Origin of the sequence: Nocardioides sp. (assembly GCF_035503875.1) — a bacterium.
Taxonomy (GTDB): Bacteria; Actinomycetota; Actinomycetes; order Propionibacteriales; family Nocardioidaceae; genus Nocardioides.
On sequence record NZ_DATJTA010000098.1, the window covers coordinates 1 to 21,647 of the forward strand.

24 protein-coding genes are annotated in these 21,647 nt (G+C 71.8%); 15 read left to right on the forward strand and 9 right to left on the reverse strand.

What is annotated here, in order from left to right; all coding sequences use genetic code 11:
• On the forward strand, nucleotides 1-796 hold a 796-nt coding region (locus VMF51_RS23920), incomplete at its 5' end, for a heme o synthase (RefSeq protein WP_325476995.1).
• A 367-nt stretch (nucleotides 797-1,163) separates the two neighbouring features.
• Here VMF51_RS23920 and VMF51_RS23925 read toward each other — a convergent pair.
• From VMF51_RS23925 to VMF51_RS23935, 3 genes are read right to left on the reverse strand one after another with little or no spacing between them, the layout of a single operon-like run.
• Nucleotides 1,164-2,105, reverse strand: coding sequence for a COX15/CtaA family protein (locus VMF51_RS23925; RefSeq protein ID WP_325476996.1), 942 nt, complete (start codon nucleotides 2,103-2,105; stop codon nucleotides 1,164-1,166).
• A gap of 2 nt (nucleotides 2,106-2,107) precedes the next feature.
• Nucleotides 2,108-2,875: an ABC transporter permease gene (locus tag VMF51_RS23930; RefSeq protein WP_325476997.1), complete on the reverse strand. Its 768-nt coding sequence runs from the start codon at nucleotides 2,873-2,875 to the stop codon at nucleotides 2,108-2,110.
• Complete coding sequence (locus VMF51_RS23935) at nucleotides 2,872-3,810, reverse strand: ABC transporter ATP-binding protein (RefSeq protein WP_325476998.1); 939 nt, start codon at nucleotides 3,808-3,810, stop codon at nucleotides 2,872-2,874. Before VMF51_RS23935 ends, VMF51_RS23930 begins: the two co-directional genes overlap by 4 nt.
• A gap of 73 nt (nucleotides 3,811-3,883) precedes the next feature.
• On the opposite strand from VMF51_RS23935, the gene VMF51_RS23940 reads away from it, so the two are divergent.
• From VMF51_RS23940 to VMF51_RS23995, 12 genes are all read left to right on the forward strand, one after another.
• Nucleotides 3,884-4,249: a hypothetical protein gene (locus VMF51_RS23940; protein ID WP_325476999.1), complete on the forward strand. Its 366-nt coding sequence runs from the start codon at nucleotides 3,884-3,886 to the stop codon at nucleotides 4,247-4,249.
• Nucleotides 4,242-4,673, forward strand: coding sequence for a hypothetical protein (locus VMF51_RS23945; RefSeq protein ID WP_325477000.1), 432 nt, complete (start codon nucleotides 4,242-4,244; stop codon nucleotides 4,671-4,673). The genes VMF51_RS23940 and VMF51_RS23945 overlap by 8 nt, the downstream gene beginning before the upstream one ends.
• A 48-nt stretch (nucleotides 4,674-4,721) precedes the next feature.
• A complete protein-coding gene (locus VMF51_RS23950; protein ID WP_325477001.1) occupies nucleotides 4,722-5,450 on the forward strand; it encodes a helix-turn-helix transcriptional regulator in 729 nt (242 codons plus the stop codon).
• A complete protein-coding gene (sufB, locus tag VMF51_RS23955) occupies nucleotides 5,447-6,865 on the forward strand; it encodes a Fe-S cluster assembly protein SufB (RefSeq protein WP_325477002.1) in 1,419 nt (472 codons plus the stop codon). The genes VMF51_RS23950 and sufB overlap by 4 nt, the downstream gene beginning before the upstream one ends.
• Nucleotides 6,866-6,916: 51 nt before the next feature.
• Entirely contained in the window at nucleotides 6,917-8,095 is a 1,179-nt protein-coding gene (gene sufD / locus VMF51_RS23960; protein ID WP_325477003.1) for a Fe-S cluster assembly protein SufD, read from the forward strand.
• Nucleotides 8,092-8,427 (forward strand): non-heme iron oxygenase ferredoxin subunit, encoded by a 336-nt coding sequence (locus VMF51_RS23965; RefSeq protein ID WP_325477004.1) that lies wholly within the window; start codon nucleotides 8,092-8,094, stop codon nucleotides 8,425-8,427. The genes sufD and VMF51_RS23965 overlap by 4 nt, the downstream gene beginning before the upstream one ends.
• Nucleotides 8,424-9,182 carry a Fe-S cluster assembly ATPase SufC gene (sufC, locus tag VMF51_RS23970; RefSeq protein WP_325477005.1) on the forward strand — a complete coding sequence of 253 codons (759 nt, stop codon included), beginning with the start codon at nucleotides 8,424-8,426 and terminating at the stop codon, nucleotides 9,180-9,182. Before VMF51_RS23965 ends, sufC begins: the two co-directional genes overlap by 4 nt.
• A gap of 2 nt (nucleotides 9,183-9,184) precedes the next feature.
• Complete coding sequence (locus VMF51_RS23975; RefSeq protein ID WP_325477006.1) at nucleotides 9,185-10,435, forward strand: cysteine desulfurase; 1,251 nt, start codon at nucleotides 9,185-9,187, stop codon at nucleotides 10,433-10,435.
• Nucleotides 10,436-10,438: 3 nt separating this feature from the next.
• A complete protein-coding gene (sufU, locus tag VMF51_RS23980; RefSeq protein ID WP_325477007.1) occupies nucleotides 10,439-10,894 on the forward strand; it encodes a Fe-S cluster assembly sulfur transfer protein SufU in 456 nt (151 codons plus the stop codon).
• Complete coding sequence (locus VMF51_RS23985; RefSeq protein ID WP_325477008.1) at nucleotides 10,887-11,252, forward strand: metal-sulfur cluster assembly factor; 366 nt, start codon at nucleotides 10,887-10,889, stop codon at nucleotides 11,250-11,252. Before sufU ends, VMF51_RS23985 begins: the two co-directional genes overlap by 8 nt.
• 269 nt (nucleotides 11,253-11,521) lie before the next feature.
• Entirely contained in the window at nucleotides 11,522-12,145 is a 624-nt protein-coding gene (locus VMF51_RS23990) for an acVLRF1 family peptidyl-tRNA hydrolase (protein WP_325477009.1), read from the forward strand.
• Nucleotides 12,146-12,185: 40 nt separating this feature from the next.
• Entirely contained in the window at nucleotides 12,186-13,085 is a 900-nt protein-coding gene (locus VMF51_RS23995; protein ID WP_325477010.1) for a phosphotransferase, read from the forward strand.
• Here the strand turns inward: VMF51_RS23995 and VMF51_RS24000 are convergent.
• The 4 genes from VMF51_RS24000 to ypfJ form a co-directional block, all read right to left on the reverse strand.
• Nucleotides 13,082-14,422 (reverse strand): HAMP domain-containing sensor histidine kinase, encoded by a 1,341-nt coding sequence (locus VMF51_RS24000; RefSeq protein ID WP_325477011.1) that lies wholly within the window; start codon nucleotides 14,420-14,422, stop codon nucleotides 13,082-13,084. The two genes, VMF51_RS23995 and VMF51_RS24000, sit on opposite strands and share 4 nt — an antisense overlap.
• A 10-nt stretch (nucleotides 14,423-14,432) precedes the next feature.
• Nucleotides 14,433-15,518 (reverse strand): cytochrome P450, encoded by a 1,086-nt coding sequence (locus tag VMF51_RS24005; RefSeq protein ID WP_325477012.1) that lies wholly within the window; start codon nucleotides 15,516-15,518, stop codon nucleotides 14,433-14,435.
• A 212-nt stretch (nucleotides 15,519-15,730) separates the two neighbouring features.
• Complete coding sequence (locus VMF51_RS24010; RefSeq protein WP_325477013.1) at nucleotides 15,731-16,168, reverse strand: response regulator; 438 nt, start codon at nucleotides 16,166-16,168, stop codon at nucleotides 15,731-15,733.
• Nucleotides 16,169-16,210: 42 nt separating this feature from the next.
• A complete protein-coding gene (ypfJ, locus tag VMF51_RS24015) occupies nucleotides 16,211-17,116 on the reverse strand; it encodes a KPN_02809 family neutral zinc metallopeptidase (RefSeq protein WP_325477014.1) in 906 nt (301 codons plus the stop codon).
• Nucleotides 17,117-17,177: 61 nt separating this feature from the next.
• Here ypfJ and VMF51_RS24020 point away from each other — a divergent pair, with 61 nt between their 5' ends.
• Complete coding sequence (locus VMF51_RS24020; protein WP_325477015.1) at nucleotides 17,178-18,776, forward strand: ABC-F family ATP-binding cassette domain-containing protein; 1,599 nt, start codon at nucleotides 17,178-17,180, stop codon at nucleotides 18,774-18,776.
• Nucleotides 18,777-18,849: 73 nt separating this feature from the next.
• Here VMF51_RS24020 and VMF51_RS24025 read toward each other — a convergent pair whose 3' ends face one another.
• Together VMF51_RS24025 and VMF51_RS24030 are read right to left on the reverse strand one after the other, a co-directional pair.
• Complete coding sequence (locus tag VMF51_RS24025) at nucleotides 18,850-19,914, reverse strand: S-adenosylmethionine:tRNA ribosyltransferase-isomerase (protein WP_325477016.1); 1,065 nt, start codon at nucleotides 19,912-19,914, stop codon at nucleotides 18,850-18,852.
• On the reverse strand, nucleotides 19,914-20,588 hold the full coding sequence (locus tag VMF51_RS24030; RefSeq protein ID WP_325477017.1) for an SDR family oxidoreductase: 675 nt from the start codon (nucleotides 20,586-20,588) through the stop codon (nucleotides 19,914-19,916). The genes VMF51_RS24025 and VMF51_RS24030 overlap by 1 nt, the downstream gene beginning before the upstream one ends.
• A gap of 127 nt (nucleotides 20,589-20,715) precedes the next feature.
• Here VMF51_RS24030 and VMF51_RS24035 point away from each other — a divergent pair, with 127 nt between their 5' ends.
• The gene (locus tag VMF51_RS24035; protein ID WP_325477018.1) at nucleotides 20,716-21,510 is read left to right on the forward strand and encodes an enoyl-CoA hydratase/isomerase family protein; all 795 of its coding nucleotides are present in this window, start codon (nucleotides 20,716-20,718) and stop codon (nucleotides 21,508-21,510) included.
• Nucleotides 21,511-21,647 lie beyond the last annotated feature (137 nt).

Here is a 21,647-nt window from a genome sequence, read left to right on the forward strand (position 1 = left end):
CGCGCAGCGCGGGGTCCCGCCGGTCGGGCTGGTGCTCGCCACCGTCGTCGGCGGTGCGCTGTCGGCCGGGTCGGCGTCGGCCTACAACTGCGTCTACGACCGCGACATCGACGAGCAGATGCGGCGTACCCGCCGGCGCGCGATCCCGCGGCACATCGTCACCCCGGGCGCGGCGCTCACGTTCGGGATCCTGCTCGGGGTGCTCGCGACGGTCATCCTCGGCGTCTGGGTCAACGTGCTCTCCGCGGCGCTGTCGGTGCTCGCCGAGTGCTTCTACCTGTTCGTCTACACGATGCTGCTCAAGCGTCGGACCACCCAGAACATCGTCTGGGGCGGCCTGGCCGGCTGCTTCCCTGCGCTGATCGGGTGGACCGCGGTCACCGGGGAGCTCTCCTGGGTCCCGGTGGTGCTGTTCGCGGTGGTCTTCTTCTGGACCCCGCCGCACACCTGGGCGCTGGCCCTGCGCTACCGCGAGGACTACGCCAACGTCGACGTCCCGATGCTGCCCGTGGTCGCCCCCGCGCGTGAGGTCGGCCGCCAGATCGTGATCTACAGCTGGGTGATGGTCGCCACCTCACTGCTGCTGTGGCCGGTCGCCGACACGAGCCTGCTCTACCCGGCCATCGCGGTCGTGCTCGGCGCGATCTTCCTGGTCGAGGCGCACAAGCTGTGGGGCCGCGCCAAGGGCACCGAGGACCTGTCGGTGATCCAGCCCATGCGGCTGTTCCACCACTCGAACCTCTACCTCTCGCTCCTCTTCGTCGCCGTCGCCCTCGACCCCCTGCTGACCCGCTGACCCTGCCGTCCACCGACGCTGGTCGAGGTGCGAAGGACGGAGTCCTGAGCCTCGAAGCCTGGTGAGTCGGGCGGTGGCGGTGTTGTGTCGGCGTGCGGGGTTTCGAGGCTCCTCGCTGGGGCTCGCCTCACCTCAACCGGCGTCGGGTGCCCACCGCTGGTTGAGGTGAGGGTGATCGTCGTACCTCGACGGCGCCGTGTCGCTGACGCTGGTTGAGGTGCGAAGGACGGAGTCCTGAGCCTCGAAACCCGGTGAGTGGGGTGGTGGCGGTGGTGTGTCGGCGTGCGGGGTTTCGAGGCTCCTCGCTGGCGCTCGTCGCACCTCAACCAGCGTCTGGTCTGGCGCGCTCGTCGCACATCAACCAGCGTCAGGCCGGCGGCTGGCCGCTGGCCCAGGCGAGCAGGCGGCCGGTGTCGGCCTGCACGGGCTCGTGGGCTCGTACGGCGAGCCAGACTCGGGCGAAGCCGGCGGCGAGCAGTCCGGCGCCGAGCATGTGGATCGCCACCAGCAGCTCGGGGAGGTCGAGGAGGTACTGGGTCCAGCCGACGACGCTCTGCAGCAGCTCCAGGCCGAGGAGCGCCCCGACGACGACGGTGAGCCAGCGGTCGCCGCGTCGTACGGCGACGACGAGCAGCGCGACGGTCAGCGCGATCAGCAGGTAGACGGAGCCCGCGTGCACGAACGAGATCACGCGCGGGGTGAGCCCGTTGCGGACCGCCTCCGCGTCGCCGGCGTGCGGACCGGCGCCGGTGACCATCGTGCCCAGGTACAGCACCACCCAGCCGACCGCGAGGACCGCGCCGGCCAGCGCACGCGGCAGCGGCGGCGCGGCGGGGCGGGCGGGGCTGCGCAGGTGGTCGAGGAGGGCCAGGCAGATCATCACCATCAGCAGCGAGGCCACCAGGTGCAGCGACACCACCCAGGGGTTGAGGTCGGTGAGCACGGTGATGCCGCCGATCACCGCCTGCAGGGGTACGCCGAGGGCCACGATCGCGCTGAGCCGGACGGCGACCCGGTCGCGCGAGCCCCAGGCCGCGAGGAAGCAGAGCACCGCGATGGCGATCAGCACGAAGGTGAGCATCCGGTTGCCGAACTCGATCACGCCGTGGATGCCCATGCTGGGGTGCGTGACGTACGACTCCTCGGTGCACCGGGGCCAGGTCGGGCAGCCGAGGCCGGAGCCGGTGAGCCGGACCGCGGCGCCGGTGACGATGAGGCCGAGGTTGGCCAGCAGGTTGGCCACGGCGAGCGGCCACAGCCACGCCGAGAGCCGGCCGGTCACCGTGCGGACCGGCGTACTGATGGACATCGTCACTCCCACTTGAACGTTCGGGCGGTCAGCACGGCGCCGAGGACGGCCCAGCCCGCCAGGACGGCGAGCCCGACCGGGTCGACGGCGCCGTCGATCAGGGCCGCGCGCATGGAATCGCCGAGCGCGCCGGAGGGCAGCCAGCGGACGACGTCGCCGAACGCGCCGTACGCCGACGACGGCAGGACGACGGCCCCGCCCGCCATCAGCAGCAGGTAGATCAGGTTGGCGGCGGCGAGCGTCGCCTCCGCGCGCAGCGCGCCGGCCACCAGCAGGCCCAGCGAGGCGAACGCGGCCGTGCCGGCGATGACGGTGAGCACGACGCCGGGGACCGAGACGTGCGGGTCCCAGCCCATCCCGAGCGCCACCGCGCAGATGACCAGGCCCTGCAGGATCTCGACGAGCAGCAGCGCCCCGACCTTGCCGATCAGCAGACCGGTGCGGGGGAGCGGCGAGCTGCCGAGCCGCTTGATCACGCCGTACCGGCGCTCGAAGCCGGTCGCGATCGCCAGCGAGGTGAAGGCGGTCGACATGACCGCGAGCGCCAGGACGCCCGGGGTGAACTCGTCGATGGGCCGACCGGACAGCTCGAGGTTGATCCGGTCGGCGCCCTTCACCGCGCCGATCAGTACGACGACGGGGATCACGACGGCGAGCAGCAGCTGCTCGCCGTTGCGCAGCATCAGCCGCGCCTCCATCGTCGCCTGCGCGACGATCTGGCGGTGCAGGGGAGCGGCGCCGGGCCGCGGGGTGAAGGTGCCGGTGCTCACGTCGCCAGCTCCCGTCCGGTCAGCTGGAGGAAGACGTCCTCCAGGTTGCGCACCCCCAGGGTCAGCGACTCGGGCAGCACCTGGTTCTCGTCGCACCAGCGCGAGACCTTGGCCAGCGTCGAGGCGTCGGCCGGGCCGGTGACGAGCAGGCTGACGTCGTCGAGCTGGTCGACGACGATCTCCTCGCCGAGGGCCGCGCGCAGGGACTCCGGCGCGCCCGGCGGGAACGGCCGGCTGACGACCAGCCGGATCGTCGCGCTGCTGCCGCCGCGGGTGAGCTCCAGTGGCGAGCCCGAGGCGATCAGCCGGCCCCGGTCGATGATGTGGATGTGGTCGGCGAGCCGCTCGGCCTCGTCCATGTAGTGCGTGGTGAGCACCACGGTGACGCCGTCGCGGCGCAGCTCCTCCAGCAGCTCCCACGTCGTACGGCGCAGTTGCGGGTCCATCCCCGCGGTGGGCTCGTCGACGAAGACGACCTCGGGCCGTCCGACCAGCGCCATCGCCAGGCCGACGCGCTGCTGCTGGCCCCCCGACAGCCGGCGGTACGGCGTGCGTCCGCACTCGTCCAGCCCGAGCCGGTCGGAGAGCATCTGGACGTCGAGCGGGTGGGCGTGCAGCTTCGCGACGTGGCGCAGCATCTCCATGGCGCGCACCCCGCTCCACGCGCCGCCGCCCTGCAGCATCACGCCGATCCGGGGCAGCAGGTCGCGGCGCTGGCGGACCGGGTCGAGCCCGAGCACCCGGACCGTGCCGCGCTGCGGCTTGCGGTAGCCCTCGCAGGTCTCCAGGGTCGTCGTCTTGCCGGCGCCGTTGGGACCGAGGACAGCGGTGATGGAGCCGCGGTCGACGGTCAGGGAGAGCTCGTCGACGGCGAGCTTGTCGCCGTACCGCATCACCAGGCCGTCGACGACGACTGCAGGGGCGGCGTCGGACACCACACCAGTCTAGGAAGTCGCTCACCACGCCTCGGCGGTCGGGGTCGGCACCCGACCCCCTACCGTTCTCCCCGTGAACGTCTGGGTCCTGGGGCTGGTGCTGCTCCTCGCTGCCGCGGCCGCCGTGTGGACGATCCTGATGATCGTGCGCGACGAGAGTCCGCCGAGCGACCCGTACTTCGCGCTGCTCGGCGTCCTGGCCCTGGCCCTGCTCGGCCAGCTCGTCGGAGGACTGATCGCGCTGGGGATGACGGACCGGGAGATCGAGGGCGTGACCTTCGTCTCGTACCTCTTCACCGCGCTGCTCGTGCTGCCCGTCGGGGCGGCGCTGGCGCTCATCGAGCGCACCCGGTGGGGGACCGGCGTGCTGCTGGTCGCCCTGCTGGCGGTGGCGGCGTGCGAGGCGCGCCTGTGGACGATGTGGACCGCCGGTGGCTAGCGCCCAGGAGCCCCGTCCCTCCGGCGACGTCGACCTGGCGTCCGGACCCGGCCGGATCCTGATCGCGGTGTACGGCGTCTTCGCGGTCGCCGCGACCGGACGGTCCCTGGTCCAGCTCGGGATCGACGCCGACCGCGCACCGCTGGCGTACGGCCTGTCGCTGCTCGCCGCGGTCGTCTACCTGGTCGCGACGACCTGCCTGCTGCTCGGGGGAAGGCGTGCCCGGCTCGTCGCGATCGTCGCGTGCACGGTCGAGGCGGTCGGCGTGGTCGTCGTCGGCACGCTCAGCTACCTCGCGACGGACCTGTTCCCGGACCGCACGGTCTGGTCGCACTTCGGGCAGGGCTACGGCTTCCTGCCGCTGGTGCTGCCGATCGCGGGTCTGGCCTGGCTGAGACACTCGTCACCTTCCCGCGTGGGGTAAGGGTTGCCTTGCTTGAAGCCCGCGAAGCAATAACGGCACACTGGTGTTGTGGAATTCGACGGGACGCACGACGAGCCGACGCGTGAGCGCGTCGCGCGGTCGATCCTCGTCAACGGTCCCTCCACCGCCGCGGCCCTCGCCGAGCGCCTGGACCTGACCCCCGCCGCTGTCCGGCGCCACCTCGACCAGCTCGTCGCCGACGGCGCCGTCGAGGCCCGCGACCCGCGCTCGGGGGGCGCCCGCGGCCGTGGTCGGCCGGCCAAGGCCTTCGCGCTCACCGAGCTCGGGCGGGACCGCTTCGACCAGCAGTACGACGACCTGGCCGCCCAGGCGCTGCGCTTCCTGAGCGAGACGGCCGGCGAGGACGCCGTCCGGGAATTCTCCCGGCGTCGGGCGACGTTCATCTCGGAGAAGTTCGCGGGCGTCCAGCAGGCCGACCCGTCGCTGACCCCGGCACAGGTGCTGGCGAAGGTCTTCACCGACGAGGGGTACGCCGCCTCGGCGAGCGACCTGCTGCTCGCGAACGGCCAGAGCGTGGGGGAGCAGCTGTGCCAGCAGCACTGCCCGGTCGCCCACGTGGCCCACGAGTTCCCCCAGCTGTGCGAGGCCGAGACCGAGGCGATCAGCAAGGTCCTCGGCCGCCACGTCCAGCGCCTGGCGACGATCGCCCACGGCGACGGGGTGTGCACCACCTGCATCCCCACCGTGCCGGCGAGCGCCGGACCCACGAACGACCTGACCACGACCACCACACAGAAGGAGCGGGTCACCACATGACCTCGATCGAAGAACTCAACCCCGAGCTCCAGGGCATCGGTCGCTACGACTTCGGCTGGGCCGACAGCGACGAGGCCGGCGCCGCGGCGAAGCGTGGTCTCAACGAGGACGTGGTCCGCGACATCTCGTCGAAGAAGAGCGAGCCGCAGTGGATGCTCGACCTGCGGCTGAAGGGCCTGAAGCTCTTCGACCGCAAGCCCATGCCCACCTGGGGCTCGGACCTCGGCGGCATCGACTTCGACAACATCAAGTACTTCGTGCGCTCCTCGGAGAAGCAGGCGGCCACCTGGGACGACCTGCCCGAGGACATCAAGAACACCTACGACAAGCTCGGCATCCCCGAGGCGGAGAAGCAGCGCCTCGTCGCCGGCGTCGCCGCGCAGTACGAGTCCGAGGTCGTCTACCACTCGATCCGCGAGGACCTCGAGGAGCAGGGTGTCATCTTCGTCGACACCGACACCGGCCTGAAGGAGCACGAGGAGCTCTTCAAGGAGTACTTCGGCACCGTCATCCCGGTCGGCGACAACAAGTTCTCCGCGCTCAACACCTCGGTCTGGTCGGGCGGGTCGTTCATCTACGTGCCGAAGGGCGTGCACGTCGACATCCCGCTGCAGGCGTACTTCCGGATCAACACCGAGAACATGGGCCAGTTCGAGCGGACGCTGATCATCGTCGACGAGGACGCCTACGTGCACTACGTCGAGGGCTGCACCGCGCCGATCTACAGCTCCGACTCGCTGCACTCCGCGGTCGTCGAGATCATCGTCAAGAAGGGCGGCCGCTGCCGCTACACGACGATCCAGAACTGGTCGAACAACGTCTACAACCTCGTCACCAAGCGCGCGACCTGCGAGGCCGGCGCGACCATGGAGTGGGTCGACGGCAACATCGGCTCCAAGGTGACGATGAAGTACCCCGCCATCTACCTGATGGGCGAGCACGCCAAGGGCGAGACGCTCTCCATCGCGTTCGCGGGCGAGGGCCAGCACCAGGACGCCGGCGCCAAGATGGTGCACGCCGCGCCGCACACCTCGTCGTCGATCCTGTCGAAGTCCGTCGCGCGCGGCGGCGGGCGGACGTCGTACCGCGGCCTGATCCAGGTCAACGAGGGCGCCCACGGCTCGAAGTCCAACGTGCTGTGCGATGCGCTGCTGGTCGACCAGATCAGCCGCAGCGACACCTACCCGTACGTCGACATCCGCGAGGACGACGTGTCCATGGGCCACGAGGCGAGCGTCTCGAAGGTCTCCGACGACCAGCTCTTCTACCTCATGTCGCGCGGCATGGAGCAGGACGAGGCGATGGCGATGATCGTCCGCGGCTTCGTGGAGCCGATCGCCAAGGAGCTGCCGATGGAGTACGCCCTCGAGCTCAACCGGCTCATCGAGCTGCAGATGGAGGGCGCGGTCGGCTGACGCCGACCCGCCCCGTCCCTTCCCGCACGTCAGAAAGCGATACCTGTGACCGTGACCGATGCTGCCCGCGAGAGCGTGGAGTCCGCGCTCGAGCTCGACCGGGTCGAGAGCCACCTCAACCCGCCGGCGTCGTACGCCCTGGGCGACCACCCGATCCCGACGGGCCGTGAGGAGATCTGGCGCTTCACGCCGCTGAAGCGGCTGCGCGGGATCCTCGAGGGCGAGGCCTCGACGGACCGGCTGACCTGGGAGACCTCGCTGCCGGAGGGCGCGACGCTGACCGAGATCGGCGTCGACGAGGCCCGCGAGCTCGGCGAGCTGGCGCCCAACGACCGGCCGTCGGCCCTGGCCGCGGCCAACGCCGGGCAGTCGCTGCTGCTCGACATCCCCGCCGAGGCCGAGCTGAGCGAGCCGATCGTTCTCCGCCTGCACGGCGAGTCGATCGACGACCTCGTCTGGGGTCGCCTCGTCGTGCGCGCCGGCCGGTTCTCGAAGGCGACCGTCGTGATCACGCACACCGGCTCGGCCCGCTACTCCGCGATCACCACGGTGCTCGTCGGCGACGGCGCCGACCTCAACGTGCTGACCCTGCAGGACTGGGACGACGACGCGGTGCACCTCGGCCGCGACGCCATCCGGGTCGGCCGCGACGCCCGCGTCAAGCACACCTCGATCTCCTTCGGGGGCGACCTGGTGCGCATGCACGCCAACGTCGAGTACGCCGGTCCGGGTGGCGACGCCGAGCTCCTCGGCCTCTACTTCGCCGACGAGGGCCAGCACCTCGAGCACCGGCTCTTCGCCGACCACACCGCTCCCAAGACCAAGAGCCACGTCGTCTACAAGGGCGCGCTGCAGGGCGAGGGTGCGCACACGGTGTGGATCGGCAACGTGCTGATCCGCAAGGTCGCCGAGGGCATCGAGACCTACGAGGAGAACCGCAACCTGGTCCTCTCCGACGGCTGCCAGGCCGATTCGGTGCCCAACCTGGAGATCGAGACCGGCGAGATCGAGGGTGCGGGCCACGCGTCGGCGACCGCCCGGTTCGACGACGAGCAGCTGTTCTACCTGCGCTCGCGCGGTGTCTCGGAGAAGGAGGCGCGCCGCCTGGTCGTGCACGGCTTCTTCAACGACCTGATCCGCAAGGTGGGCATCCCGTCGGTCGAGGAGCAGCTGCTCGCGACCGTCGAGGCCGAGCTCGCCAAGAACGTTCTCAAGGACGCCATCTCGTGACGTACGAGCGCGCCTGCGCCGTCGCCGACGTACCTCTCGACGAGGGGCTGGCCGTCGACGTCGGCGACTACACCCTGGTCGTCGCCCGGGACGGCGAGGACGTGTACGCCCTGCAGGACCTCTGCTCGCACGCCGCCGTCGCGTTGTCCGAGGGGGAGGTCTCCGACTGTCAGATCGAGTGCTGGCTGCACGGCTCGCGCTTCGACCTCCGCAGCGGCAAGCCCACCGGCCTCCCGGCCACCGAACCCGTCGCGACGTTCCCCGTCGAGGTCCGCGACGGAGACGTGTACGTCGACATCACCACCACCCTGAACGGAGTCACCCCCTCATGAGCACGCTGGAGATCAAGGACCTGCAGGTCTCGGTCAGCACCGACGACGGCCCGAAGGAGATCCTCAAGGGCGTCACGCTGACCATCAAGGACGGCGAGACGCACGCCATCATGGGCCCGAACGGGTCCGGCAAGTCGACGCTGGCCTACTCGGTCGCCGGCCACCCGAAGTACGACATCACCGGCGGCACCGTCACGCTCGACGGCGAGGACGTGCTGGCGATGACGGTCGACGAGCGCGCCCGCGCCGGCCTGTTCCTCGCGATGCAGTACCCCGTCGAGGTCCCCGGCGTCTCGGTGTCGAACTTCCTCCGGACGGCGAAGACCGCCATCGACGGCGAGGCCCCGAAGCTGCGCACCTGGGTCAAGGACGTCAACTCGGCGCTCGAGAAGCTCGACCTCGACCCGACCTTCGGCACCCGCTCGGTCAACGAGGGCTTCTCCGGTGGTGAGAAGAAGCGCCACGAGATCGCCCAGCTGGAGCTGCTCGACCCGAAGGTCGCGATCCTCGACGAGACCGACTCCGGCCTCGACATCGACGCGCTGAAGGTCGTCTCCGAGGGCGTCAACCGCTTCCGGGAGCAGGAGGGCAAGGGCATCCTGCTGATCACCCACTACACGCGGATCCTGCGCTACATCAAGCCCGACCACGTCCACGTGTTCGTCAACGGCCGCGTCGCCGAGTCCGGCGGCCCCGAGCTCGCCGACGAGCTGGAGGCCAACGGTTACGAGCGCTTCCTGACGGCGGCGGTCTGAGCATGACCCAGACCCAGCTGGCGGGCCTCCTCCCCGAGCTGGAGGTGATCCGCGCCGACTTCCCCATCCTGTCCCGGACCGTCGCGGGCGACCTGCCGCTGGTCTACCTCGACAGCGCGAACACCTCGCAGAAGCCGCAGGTCGTGATCGACACCATGGTCGACCACCTCGAGCGGCACAACGCGAACGTCGCGCGCGCCATGCACACGCTGGGCGCCGAGGCGACCGAGGCGTTCGAGGGAGCGCGCGACAAGGTCGCGGCCTTCCTCAACGCGCCGTCGCGCAACGAGGTGGTCTTCACCAAGAACGCCACCGAGGCGCTCAACCTGCTGGCCCGCACGATCGAGCTGCGCCCCGGCGACAACGTCGTGATCACCGAGATGGAGCACCACTCCAACATCGTGTCCTGGCAGCTCGCCTGCGAGCGCTCGGGTGCCGAGCTGCGGTGGTTCGGGCTGACCGACGACGGCCGGCTCGACCTCTCCAACGCGGACGCCCTGATCGACGAGCACACCAAGGTGGTCGCGTTCACCTGGGTCTCCAACATGCTCGGCACGATCAACCCGGTCGACGACCTGGTCGCCCGGGCGAAGGCGGTCGGCGCCTACTCCGTCGTCGACGCCTCCCAGGCGGCGCCACAGCTGCCCGTCGACGTCGCCGCCACCGGCTGCGACTTCCTGGTCTTCACCGGCCACAAGGTCGTCGGGCCGACCGGTATCGGCGTGCTGTGGGGTCGCGAGGAGCTGCTCAACGAGCTGCCGCCGTTCCACGGCGGCGGCGAGATGATCGAGACCGTCCGCATGGAGGGCTCGACGTACGCGAAGGCGCCGCACCGCTTCGAGGCCGGTACGCCGCCGATCGTCGAGGCGGTCGGGCTCGGCGCGGCTGTCGACTACCTCTCCCACGTCGGGCTCGACGCGATCCACGCCCACGAGCAGGCGATCACGGCGTACGCCCTCGAGGGACTCGCGACCATCCCGGGCCTCACCGTGCTCGGTCCGCTCGACGCGACGCAGCGCGGTGGCGCGATCGCCTTCGAGATGGAAGGCGTGCACCCGCACGACATCGCGCAGGTGCTCGACTCCCGCGGCATCGCGGTGCGGGCGGGCCACCACTGCGCGAAGCCCGCGCACGCCCGGTTCGGTGTGCAGAGCTCGACGCGGATGTCGTCGTACCTCTATACGACCCCGGGGGAGATCGACGCGCTCGTCGCCGGCCTGGAATACACCCGCTCCTACTTCAAGTTGAGTTGAGAGATGAGCCAGGAACTCGATGCGCTGTACCAGGAGATCATCCTGGACCACTACAAGAACCCCCACCACCAGGGCCTGCGGGAGCCCTTCCAGGCCGAGGTGCACCACGTCAACCCCACCTGCGGTGACGAGGTGACGCTGCGCGTGCACGTCGCCGACGGCATCGTCGACGACGTCTCGTACGACGCGGTCGGCTGCTCGATCTCCCAGGCCTCGGCCTCGGTGCTGACCGACCTGGTCATCGGCAAGCCGGTGGACGAGGCGATGTCGATCCACGAGGAGTTCCTGACCCTGATGCAGGGCAAGGGGAGCGTCGAACCGGACGAGGACGTGCTGGAGGACGGCATCGCGTTCGCCGGCGTCGCCAAGTTCCCGGCCCGCGTGAAGTGCGCACTACTGTCGTGGATGGCCTGGAAGGACGCCACGGCCCGATCTTTGGAGGAGACCTCGCATGGCTGACCACTCTGACCTTCCCGACGTTCCGGAGGCGAGCGGCGGCGGTGTCTCGACGGTCTCCGTCGACGACGTCACCGAGGCGATGAAGGACGTCGTCGACCCCGAGCTCGGCATCAACGTCGTCGACCTCGGCTTGGTGTACGGCGTCCACCTCGACGAGAGCAGCAACGTCGTCATCGACATGACGCTCACCTCGGCCGCCTGTCCGCTGACCGACGTCATCCAGGACCAGACCAACGGCGCCCTCGAGGGCCTGGTCAACGACGTCGCGATCAACTGGGTCTGGATGCCGCCGTGGGGCCCGGACAAGATCACCGACGACGGCCGCGAGCAGCTCCGCGCCCTCGGATTTAATGTCTGAGGCGCGTCGGGCACGGTGACGCGCGGAGCGCGTCACCGAGCCCGACGCGACCCGAAGAGGTCGAGCGAGCCCCGCGGCTGAGCCTGCGAAGCCGCGACGGGCGGGTCGAGACCTTGATCGGGCTTCCGCAGCACGACCCCCTGCCCGCAAGTTCTGCCGACTCGGCCGGCAAGTACTGCCGACTCGGCCCGCAAGTTCTGCCGACTCGGCGCGCAAGTTCTGCCGACTCGGCGGGGGTGCGGTCGGGTGGCCGTGGTGGACTTGGCGTCGTGACGATCGTGCTGGTGCCCGCTGCGCGCCTGGAGAAGTGGGTGCTGAACTTCCAGGGCCGCCACGGCGTGACCGGACTGAGCGTGGTCGGTGGCGCCCTGCACGGGGCCGCGTCGGACGGCTCGACGTTCACCGCCCGGCTCCCGTTCGGTGAGAGGTACGACGGCCTCCCGAACGCCGCCGCCTGCGCGGCCGCGGCGGCGGCTCCCGCGGACTGGGGCGTGCTGCTGGTGCGCAAGGGCGGCTTCGCGGTGGCCCGGCTGTCCGGCGTCGCGATCGGGGAGTCGAAGGTCGGCCAGCGGCACGTCCAGGGCCGCACCAAGGCGGGCGGGCAGAGCCAGCAGCGGTTCGCCCGGCGCCGGGACAACCAGGCTCGGCAGGCCTACGAGGCGGCCGCCGAGCACGCCGCACGCATCCTGGCCGGGCTCCGCGGGCCGCTGGTGACCGGAGGCGACCATACCGCCGTCGACGAGGTGCTGAGCGACCCCCGGCTGAGGTCGGCGACGGTCGCCGAGCCGTGGCTCGCCGTACCCGATCCGAGGCGCGCGGTGCTCGAGCAGGCGGTCGCCGACGCCCAGGCGGTACGGATCGAGGTCGTCAACGCCGACGCCGGACCGGGCTGACCTCCCCGGAACCGGCGCCGATATCTGCCACGATGGCGGCATGTGGCAGCCCGAGCCCGGCTGGCACCCGCTCCCGGGTGGCACCGGCACCTCGACGGTCGGTGTGTGGCGCACCGTCGTCGGCGACCGACCGGTGGTCGTCAAGCGTCTCGCCGCCCCGGGGCCGCACGACCCGGTGGAGCTGAGCGATCCCCGGCACTTCGCCTACTGGCGACGAGGCGCGGACGTCGTCACCGCCGGCCTCGTCGACCGGACCCCCGGCCTGCGCGGACCGGTCACCGCGGTCGAGGAGGACGCGGAGGGGATCACGCTCACCCAGGAGTGGGTCGAGGACGCCGCGTGCTCGGGCCTGTTCGTCGCCCACGGCCTCGGCCGGTTCGCGGGCGCCGACCTCGGGGGCATCCGGTGGTTGGCGAGCGACCAGCTCCGCGACCGGATGCGGCGCGTCGACCGGAACGGCGGCTGGCCCACCCTCGCCCGGACCACGGTCGCCGACGTGGCCGAGCACCTGTGGAGCAGACGGAACGCGCTCCTCGACGAGCTGGATGCCCTGCCGCAGGTCGCGCAGCACGGTGACCCGGTACCCGCCAACCTGCCCGGTCGGGTGGGGGACGACGTGGTGGCGATCGACTGGTCGATGCTCGGACGGGGGCCGGTCGGCGCGGACTTGGGTTACTACCTGCTGACGGCCCGCGAGGAGTTCGAGCCCCTGCTCGACGCCTACCTGATGGGGCTGCCGGAGGGCTTCGGCGGTCGGGAGGAGGCCGCCCAGGGCGCGCGGGTCACCGCCGTACTCACGGCCTTCAACCGAGCCGAGTGGGCGCTGGCGCGCGTGGCGGGCGGCGAGGGAGCGCTGGCCGGCAAGTACCGCCACCCCGCGGTGGCGCCCCACCTGCGGGCGCTGCAACGGCAGTTCCCCCAGATCGAGGCCCTGCTCTAGCTCGGGTCGCTCTCGTCGGTCGAGGCCAGGTCGAGCCAGAACACCGACCCGGAGTCCTCGGTCGACTCGACGCCCATCAGCCCCCCGTCGCGCTCGGCGAGCGACCGGGAGAGCGAGAGTCCGAGCCCGCTGCCGCGGACGCCCGGCTCGGCGAAGCGGACGAACGGCTCGAAGACCTGGTCCTGCTGCTCGGGGGTGAGTCCGGGGCCGGTGTCACGGACGCCGATGCGTGCCCGGGGCCGTCCGAACTCGTCGGTGGCGCGCGCCACGGTCACCCGCACGTCGCCGCCGGGGACGTTGTGGGTGATCGCGTTGCCGACCAGGTTCGTGAGGATCTGACGCAGTGCCGAGGGCGTGGTGCGGACCAGGACCCCGGGCGGGACGTCCGCGTGGACGCTCACCCCGGCCGTGCGGGCGGGCGTCGCCAGCCAGTGCACGACGTCCGCGAGCGCCTCGGCGACGTCGACCCACTGTGTCTCGACGCGGCCGCCGAGCTCCGCCCCGGTGTCGAGCAGCTCCTCGACGACCGCGTGCAGCTGCTCCGCCGCGCGCAGCACCACGTCGGCGTCCCGGGCGACCGCGCCCGCGTAGCCGGACTCGTCGGTGCCGCTCCGCTCGCGGGCGTCGTCGCCCAGCAGCTCCGCCGTGCCGAGGATCGCCGTGATCGGCGTCCGCAGCTCGTGCCCGACCGCTGCGAAGAAGTGCTCCTTGCTCCGGTGGGCCGCGTCCGCGCGGGCCATCGCGTCGACGAGGGAGCGTCGGTGCGACTCCTCGGCGATCCGCGAGGCGAGGGCGGCGCTGAGCAGCCGGATGTCGCCGACGTGGCTGGCGGGCCACTCGCCCGCGCTCTCGCGGGCGACGGCGACGCTGCCGTACAGCGTCTGGTCGCGGACGACGGAGTGCGTGATGACGGCCCGCACGCCGCAGGCGCCGAGCTCGCGACGGTCCTGATCCGCGCTGGTGGGCAGCCGCTCGATGTCGACGACGACCGCACCGCCCTGCCGGGCGATGGGGGAGAGCCAGGGCAGGGAGATGGCCTGCTCGGCCGAGCCGTCCCGGCGGGGCGCCACCGAGCAGGTCCGGCCGGGACGCTGCCACTCGCGCAGTGACGCCCGCTCGCCGAGCGACACCCAGCCGTTCCCGCTGGGCGGGCTGAGGACGACGATCGAGATCGCCACCAGGTCGATGTCGTCGAGCGCCGCGAGATGGGCACCGATGAGCTCGGCGGCCTCCTGGACGGTCGCCGTACCGCCCTGCACGAGGCTGATCGCCAGCGCGACGGCACCGGGCGAGGCCGGCAGCAGCCGGGGCAGCGACTGCAGCGCGTCGACGTCCACGGGGGACACCCTAGGAGCCCGCGGGACGCGGACGAACCCGCACCGCCGACGGCGCCGGGGCGAGACCGCGGTCGGCGTCGATACCGAGCGGCGCCGTCGGCTCGAGGTCGAGCCCGCCCGCCCAGCCGACGACCGCCACGAGCTGGGCGAGTCCGAGGCTGCGGCCCGGGCAGGCGTGCCGTCCGGCCCCGAACGGGAGCCAGGTCCCCGGGCGGTGCGTGCCCCCCGCCCAGCGGTCCACGTCGATGCGGTCGAGGCCGGCGACCCCGTGCTCGGGACCGGGGACCAGCTCCGGGAGACGGCCGAGGGCGACCGGGCTCACGACCACCGGGCGGTACGCCGGCACGGGGGCCTGGCCGATCTCCACGGCGCGCGTCGTGATCCGGGCGATCAGCCAGGTCGGCGGATAGAGCCGGAGGACCTCCCACACGAAGGCGGTGCCGAGGGAGGGGTCCTCGCGCAGGCGTCGCTGCAGGGTGGCGTCCTGAGCCAGGAGGACCAGGCACCAGGCGCCGGCCGCGATCGGCACCTGCACCCCGGCCGCGAGCGCGGTGGCGACGACCGCGGGGTCGTCGACCCCCGCCGACCGCAGGGCGGCGAACAGGCCGCGGCGTACCCGGCGCTCGGTGCGCCGGACAGCGCTCCACCGGGTGGGAGGGCGGTCCGCGGAGATGATGGGCGCCAGCGCGTCGACCCAGGCGAGGACGAGCTCGGCGATCCGGTCCCGGTCGGCGAGCGACGCGTCCGGTACGACGCTCGCCGTCGTCGACCGGGCCACCGGCAGCCGGAGCACCGCCAGGGCGTCGGGCTCCGGCGGGAGGTCGACGGAGTCGAGTTCGGCCACGAACACCTCGCGGCCGTGCTGGGTCGCGGCGGCGGACAGGGGCGGGAAGTCCTTCGTCCGTCCCTGCTCGTGCGGGATGCGGATCGACTGCCGGGTGACGTCGAAGGGCAGCGTGAAGTCGTCGTCGCGGGTCAGGACCTCCCGCGCCCCGTCGAGGTTCGCGACGAGCAGGAACCGGCCTCCGTCGATCGAGACGGGCTCGGCGCTGCCCGCCGCACGCACGACGGCGCCGTGGAGCCCCAGGGGCTCCACGGCGCCGTCGTCGTCAGCGTCGGCGTTCAGGCGCCGGGCCGGCGCCACGAGTAGATGGCTCGCAGGCTACGGCTGGCCTGGGCGATCGCACGGCGCTGCCGGAAGTTGCTCAGCATGTTCGGTGTCCTCTCTGACGGTCCCATATGGATGTCCCCACTCGCGACGAAATCTAGCCGGTCGGGGGGTAGCCAGGCGACAATTCAAGAGGTGTCTCATTCAGGGCCGTAGATCGCGTCGATCACGTCCGCGATCTCCTGGCTCCGGAACGGCTTGGGCAGCACGTGGGTGACCCCCAGCTCGTTCAGCACCGGACGCTCCGCGTGGGCCGACGCGCTGATCACGACGATGGTCAGTCCCTCGGCCCGGTCGGGGTGCGCCCGCAGCCAGCGGACGACGTCCTGACCGGAGAGCCGCGGCATCGAGAGGTCGAGGAAGAGCAGGTCGAAGTGCCGCTCGGCGAGCGCGTCGACGGCCTCCTGGCCGTCCTCGGCCTCCTCGACGTCCTCGTGCCCGAGCTTCTGGAGCATGCGGACCGCGAGCACGCGCACGGGTTCGAAGTCGTCGGCGACCAGCACCCGGAGTGGTCCCGGCGTGCCGTCGCCCCCAGCCCCGGCGCGGCGGGGTGAGGCGGGTACCTGGCCGGAGGTCATGGGCTGACGCTATCGCTCCACGGAGCGTGACCTAGCGCGGTCTCACACGCGTGGAGCGGAGAAGGTGTCGCACGCCACCAGCGTGCCCTCTTCCAGGCCGGTCCGGAACCACCTGGACCGGGACTTTGCCGACCCGTGGGTCCAGGTCTCCTCGGTCACCTGACCCTGGGTCCGCTCCTGGATCCGGTCGTCGCCGATGGCCGTCGCGGCGGCGAGGGCGAGGTCGATGTCCTGCTGCGTCAGCTCGCTGACCAGCGTCTGCCCGTCGGCGTCCCGCGTCGTCGTCGCCGCCCGCGTCCACATCCCGGCGTAGCAGTCGGCCTGCAGCTCCAGCCGTACGGCGTCGCTCTGGGCACCCTGCTGGGTGCGGACCTCTCCCATGGTGCCGAGCACGTTCTGGACGTGGTGGCCGTACTCGTGGGCGAGGACGTAGGCCTCGACGAACCCTCCGTCCGGCCCGCCGAGCTGACGCTCGAGCACCTCGTCGAAGAACGACGTGTCGAGGTAGATCCGCTGGTCGCCCGGGCAGTAGAACGGGCCGACGGCCGACGAGGCGGTGCCGCAGCCGGTCTGCACGCTGTCGGAGAACGTCACCAGCCGGTCGATCGGGCGGTACTCGGCGCCGAGCTCGCCCGACCAGTAGTCGTGCAGCGAGTTCTCGACCGCGACCCGCACGCAGTCGGCGTTCTCGTTGGCGTCCGAGCCGAACTCGCACGCGGCGTACCGCTCGTTGCCGTCCACGGCGCTGTCGCCCGCCCCGCCGCCGTCCCCGCCGCCGCCGAGCACCTGCAGGGCGACGAAGACGACGACCAGGACGAGGACCCCGCCGATGCCGCCGCCGACCGGCAGGCCGGCCGGGATGCGTGAGCCGCCCCCGCCTCCGCCGCGACCACGTCCGGCGTCGCCCACCCGGCCCCGGTCCAGGCGCGCCTTGGGGTTGAACCTCATCCGTCCGCCTCCTGCATCGATTCGCTGAGGAACCCGTACCCACGCCTAGACTGACCCCCTCATGATCACCGCGTCCCAGCTGGAAGTCCGAGCAGGCGCCCGCCTCCTCATGGAGAACGTCAGCTTCCGGGTGGCCGCCGGCGACAAGGTCGGTCTCGTCGGTCGCAACGGTGCCGGCAAGACCACGCTCACGAAGATCCTCGCCGGCGAGGCGCTGCCCGCCGGTGGCAAGGTGACCCGGTCCGGCGACGTGGGCTACCTGCCGCAGGATCCCCGGATCGGCGACCCCGAGGTGATCGCCCGCGACCGGATCCTGTCGGCCCGCGGTCTCGACGAGGTCGTACGACGCCTGCGGAAGGCCGAGCAGGAGATGGGCAGCGACGACGCGGCCGTGCGCGACAAGGCAATGCGCCGCTACGCGCGTGCCGACGACGAGATGCACGCCGGGGGCGGGTACGCCGCCGAGTCCGAGGCGGCGACCATCGCGGCGAGCCTCGGCATCGAGGAGCGGATCCTCTCGCAGCCGCTCAAGACGCTCTCAGGAGGGCAGCGGCGCCGGGTCGAGCTGGCCCGGATCCTGTTCTCGGGCGCCGAGGTGATGATCCTCGACGAGCCGACCAACCACCTCGACGCCGACTCGATCGTGTGGCTGCGCGACTTCCTGAAGGCCCACAAGGGCGGCTTCATCGTGATCAGCCACGACAACGGGCTGCTCGAGGAGACCGTCAACAAGGTCATGCACCTCGACGCCAACCGGTGCGTCATCGACGTCTACAACATGGGCTGGCGGCACTACCTCACCCAGCGCGAGACCGACGAGAAGCGTCGCAAGCGCGAGCGGATGAACGCCGAGAACAAGGCCAAGACGCTCACCGACCAGGCCAACAAGATGCGGGCCAAGGCGTCGAAGGCGCAGGCGGCGCAGTCGATGCTCAAGCGCGCCGAGAAGATGATGGCCGGCATCGAGGGCGAGCGGGCGGCCGACAAGGTGGCGCGGATCAAGTTCCCCGCGCCCGCGCCCTGCGGCAAGACGCCGCTCACCGGCGAGGAGCTGTCGAAGTCGTACGGCTCGCTGGAGGTCTTCACCGACGTCGACCTCGCGATCGACAAGGGCTCGCGAGTGGTCATCCTCGGCCTCAACGGTGCCGGCAAGACGACGATGCTCCGGATCCTCGCCGGCGTCGACCAGTCCGACACCGGCCGCGTCGTACCCGGTCACGGGCTGAAGCTGGGCTACTACGCCCAGGAGCACGAGACTCTTGATACGAACCGCACGGTGCTGGAGAACATGCAGAGCGCGGCTCCGCAGCTCACCGACACCGAGGCCCGCAGCGTGCTCGGCTCGTTCCTGTTCTCCGGCGACGACGCCAACAAGCCGGCGGGAGTGCTCTCCGGCGGCGAGAAGACCCGCCTCGCCCTCGCCTCGCTCGTCGTCTCCAGCGCCAACGTGCTGCTCCTCGACGAGCCCACCAACAACCTCGACCCGGCCTCCCGCGAGGAGGTGCTCGCCGCGATCCGCACCTACGAGGGCGCGATCATCCTGGTCACCCACGACGAGGGCGCCGTCCGCGCCCTCGAGCCCGACCGGGTCCTGCTCCTCCCCGACGGCGACGAGGATCTCTGGAACGACGACTACGCCGACCTCGTCTCCCTCGCCTGACCCCTGACCCCACGCCGAGTCGGCAGAAGTTACCCCTCGAGTCGGCAGAAGTTGCGCGTCGAGTCGGCAGAAGTCACCGCCGGCGCGGCGCGAGGAACAGACCCGCGTCGCCGAACTCGTGCCAGAGGTAGCCCCCGGCGACCGCGGCGTCGTACGCCGCCTGGGTGAGCCCGGTCCCGGCGACGGCCTCGACCAGCAGCAGGTGGGAGGCGGCCGGGTCGTGCCAGCCGGTGACCAGGCCGGTGACGACCCGCGGCGGGTCACCGGGCGTGACGACCCGCTCGGTCCAGCCCCGGGTCGCGACCAGGCGACCGGTCGCGTCGACGGCGGACTCCAGTGCTCGGGTGACGGTGGTGCCCACCGCGACCACCCGGCCGCCCCCGGCGCGTGCGGCTTCGACGAGGCGGGCGGTGCTCGCGCTGACCGCGAACCGCTCGGGCTGGGGTGCCTCGCCGGCCTCCTGTGACGAGACGCCGGTGTGCAGGGTGACGGGCGCGACCGCGACACCGCGCGAGACCAGCTCCGTCACCAGGCTGCGCGTGAAGGGTCGGCCTGCCGACGGCATCTCCGCGCTGCCGGGCTCCGTGGCGAACACCGTCTGGTACGCCGCGAGCGGGTAGCGCCGGTCGAGGTAGCCGTAGGAGATCGGTCGGCCGTGCCGGGCCGCGTGACAGGCCAGGTCGCCCTCGGTGCTCGCCTGCCAGAGCCGGTCGCCGGTCCCGGTCGGCGACGAGTCCGCGCGGGGGTACGGCGCGACCAGGCGCAGCCGGACCGGTCCCGTGCGGATCTCCTCGCCCGGCCCGGCGTCCAGGACGGGGCGGGCCGCGTCCGGCGCCGTACGCAGCTCGACGACCCAGGTGCCGTCGTCGAGCGGGGTCGCGACGTGCAGCACGACGGGTCCGCGCCGGTCGGAGACGGCGTCGAGCTGGCCCGCGACCGTCGCGGAGTTGTTCACCACGACGACGTCGCCGGGGTCCAGGAAGCCCGCCAGGTCCCGGAACCGGGCGTGCTCGACGCCCTCGGGCCGGGCCACGAGCAGCCGGGTGGCGTCGCGGTCGAGCCCGCGCTCCTCGGCGGGGGCGGGCGCGAAGGTCGCGGCTGCGAAGGAGGTGGCGGGCCGTTCGTCCAGCAGCCTCATCACGTCACCGCCAGCAGGTCGGCCAGCCGGTAGCGCCCCGAGGAGGGACGGTTCCAGACGAGCCGGACGAGGGCGGGTACGACGGTCTCCGGCAGCGGCCGGTCGGAGATGTCCTCGCCGGGGAACGCCGCCTGGTGCATCTCGGTGCGTAGGTCGCCGGGGTCGACGGCGTACGCCGCGATCCGCTCCTCGAGGCCGGTGGTGAGCGTGAGGTGGTCGAGGGCCGCCTTGCTGGCGGCGTACGGACCCCAGGTCTCGTAGTGCTCCACGGCGGCGTCCGAGGAGATCGAGACCAGGACTCCGTCGGAGTCTCCGAGGTGGGGGAGCAGCAGCCGGGTGAGCGCGTGCGGTGCCGCGGTGTTGACCTCCCAGACCGTGCGGAGGTGGGCCTCGTCGACGTCGCGGAGCGGACGCAGCGGCAGCGGGCCGAGCGTGCTGGCGTTGTGCACCAGCAGGTCGAGCCGGCCGAGCCGGTCCACCTCCCGGGCGAGGGCGTGACGGTGGTCCTCGTCGGCGACGTCGCCGACGATCGGTTGCACCCCCGGACGAGCGGCGGCTGCGAGCCGGTCGGCGCGGCGGCCGTCGGTGAGGACGGTCCAGCCGGCATCGGCCAGGGCGTGGGTGAGGGCGCGACCGAGTCCGGCCGAGCCTCCGGTGACGAGGGCGACGGGCATTCCGTCCTCCTGGGGAGTGTCTCCCGCCGGCTCTCGGCGGGTTCTCCCTCAGTCTTGAACTTGAAGTTAGGTTGAGGTCAAGGAGTGCTTCTCCGGTGCTGTCGGAGGGCCGGTCTAGGCTCCGATCATGGATCACGTCGCCCTCGCCACCGCCGGTCTCCTCGTCGATCGCACGGGGCCGGTGCTCACCGTGACCCTGGACCGTCCCGACGTGCGCAACGCGCAGACGCCGACCATGTGGCGGGCCCTGGCCGAGGTGGGGGAGTCGGTCGACGACGAGGTCCGGGTCGTGGTCCTGCGCGGCAGCGGGCACAGCTTCTCGGCCGGCCTCGACCGCGCGATGCTCGACCCCACCTCGACCGGCAGCGGCGTGGAGACCGTGGCGGGCCTGCTGGCCGGCTCGGACGAGGAGATGTCGGCCACCATCGACGACTACCAGCGCGGCTTCACCTGGCTGCGCGATCCCCGGTTCGTCTCGATCGCCGCGGTCCAGGGGCACGCGATCGGAGCTGGTTTCCAGCTCGCGCTCAGCTGCGACCTGCGGGTCGCGGCCGACGACGCGCGGTTCTGCATGAAGGAGTCGGCCCTCGGCCTCGTCCCGGACCTGACGGGAACAAAGCCGCTGGTCGAGTGCGTTGGGTACGCCAGGGCACTGGAGATCTGTGCGACCGCCCGGACCGTGGAGGCCGACGAGGCCCAGCGGATCGGTCTGGTCGCCGCGGTCGTCCCGGCTGAGCAGCTGGACGCGACCGTCGCCGATCTCGTGGGAGCCCTGACGGCGCCGATGGCCGGCGCCGTACGCGAGACCAAGGCACTGCTGCAGGGCGCGGGGGACCGCTCGCTGGACGACCAGCGGCGGCTGGAGCGCGAGGCGCAGGTCCGCCGGTTCCGCGAGGTGGCCCGCCTGCTCGCGGGCGGCTAGGTGTGATGACCAGGCACGTTGGTCGAGATCGTGTGACGACACGGTCTGACTTGTAGATGGGTGAAGGCCTCCCCGGTGTGGAGTGGAGCTGTCTAAGAAACCGCTCCGCACCGAAGGAGACCTTCATGTCCCACGCT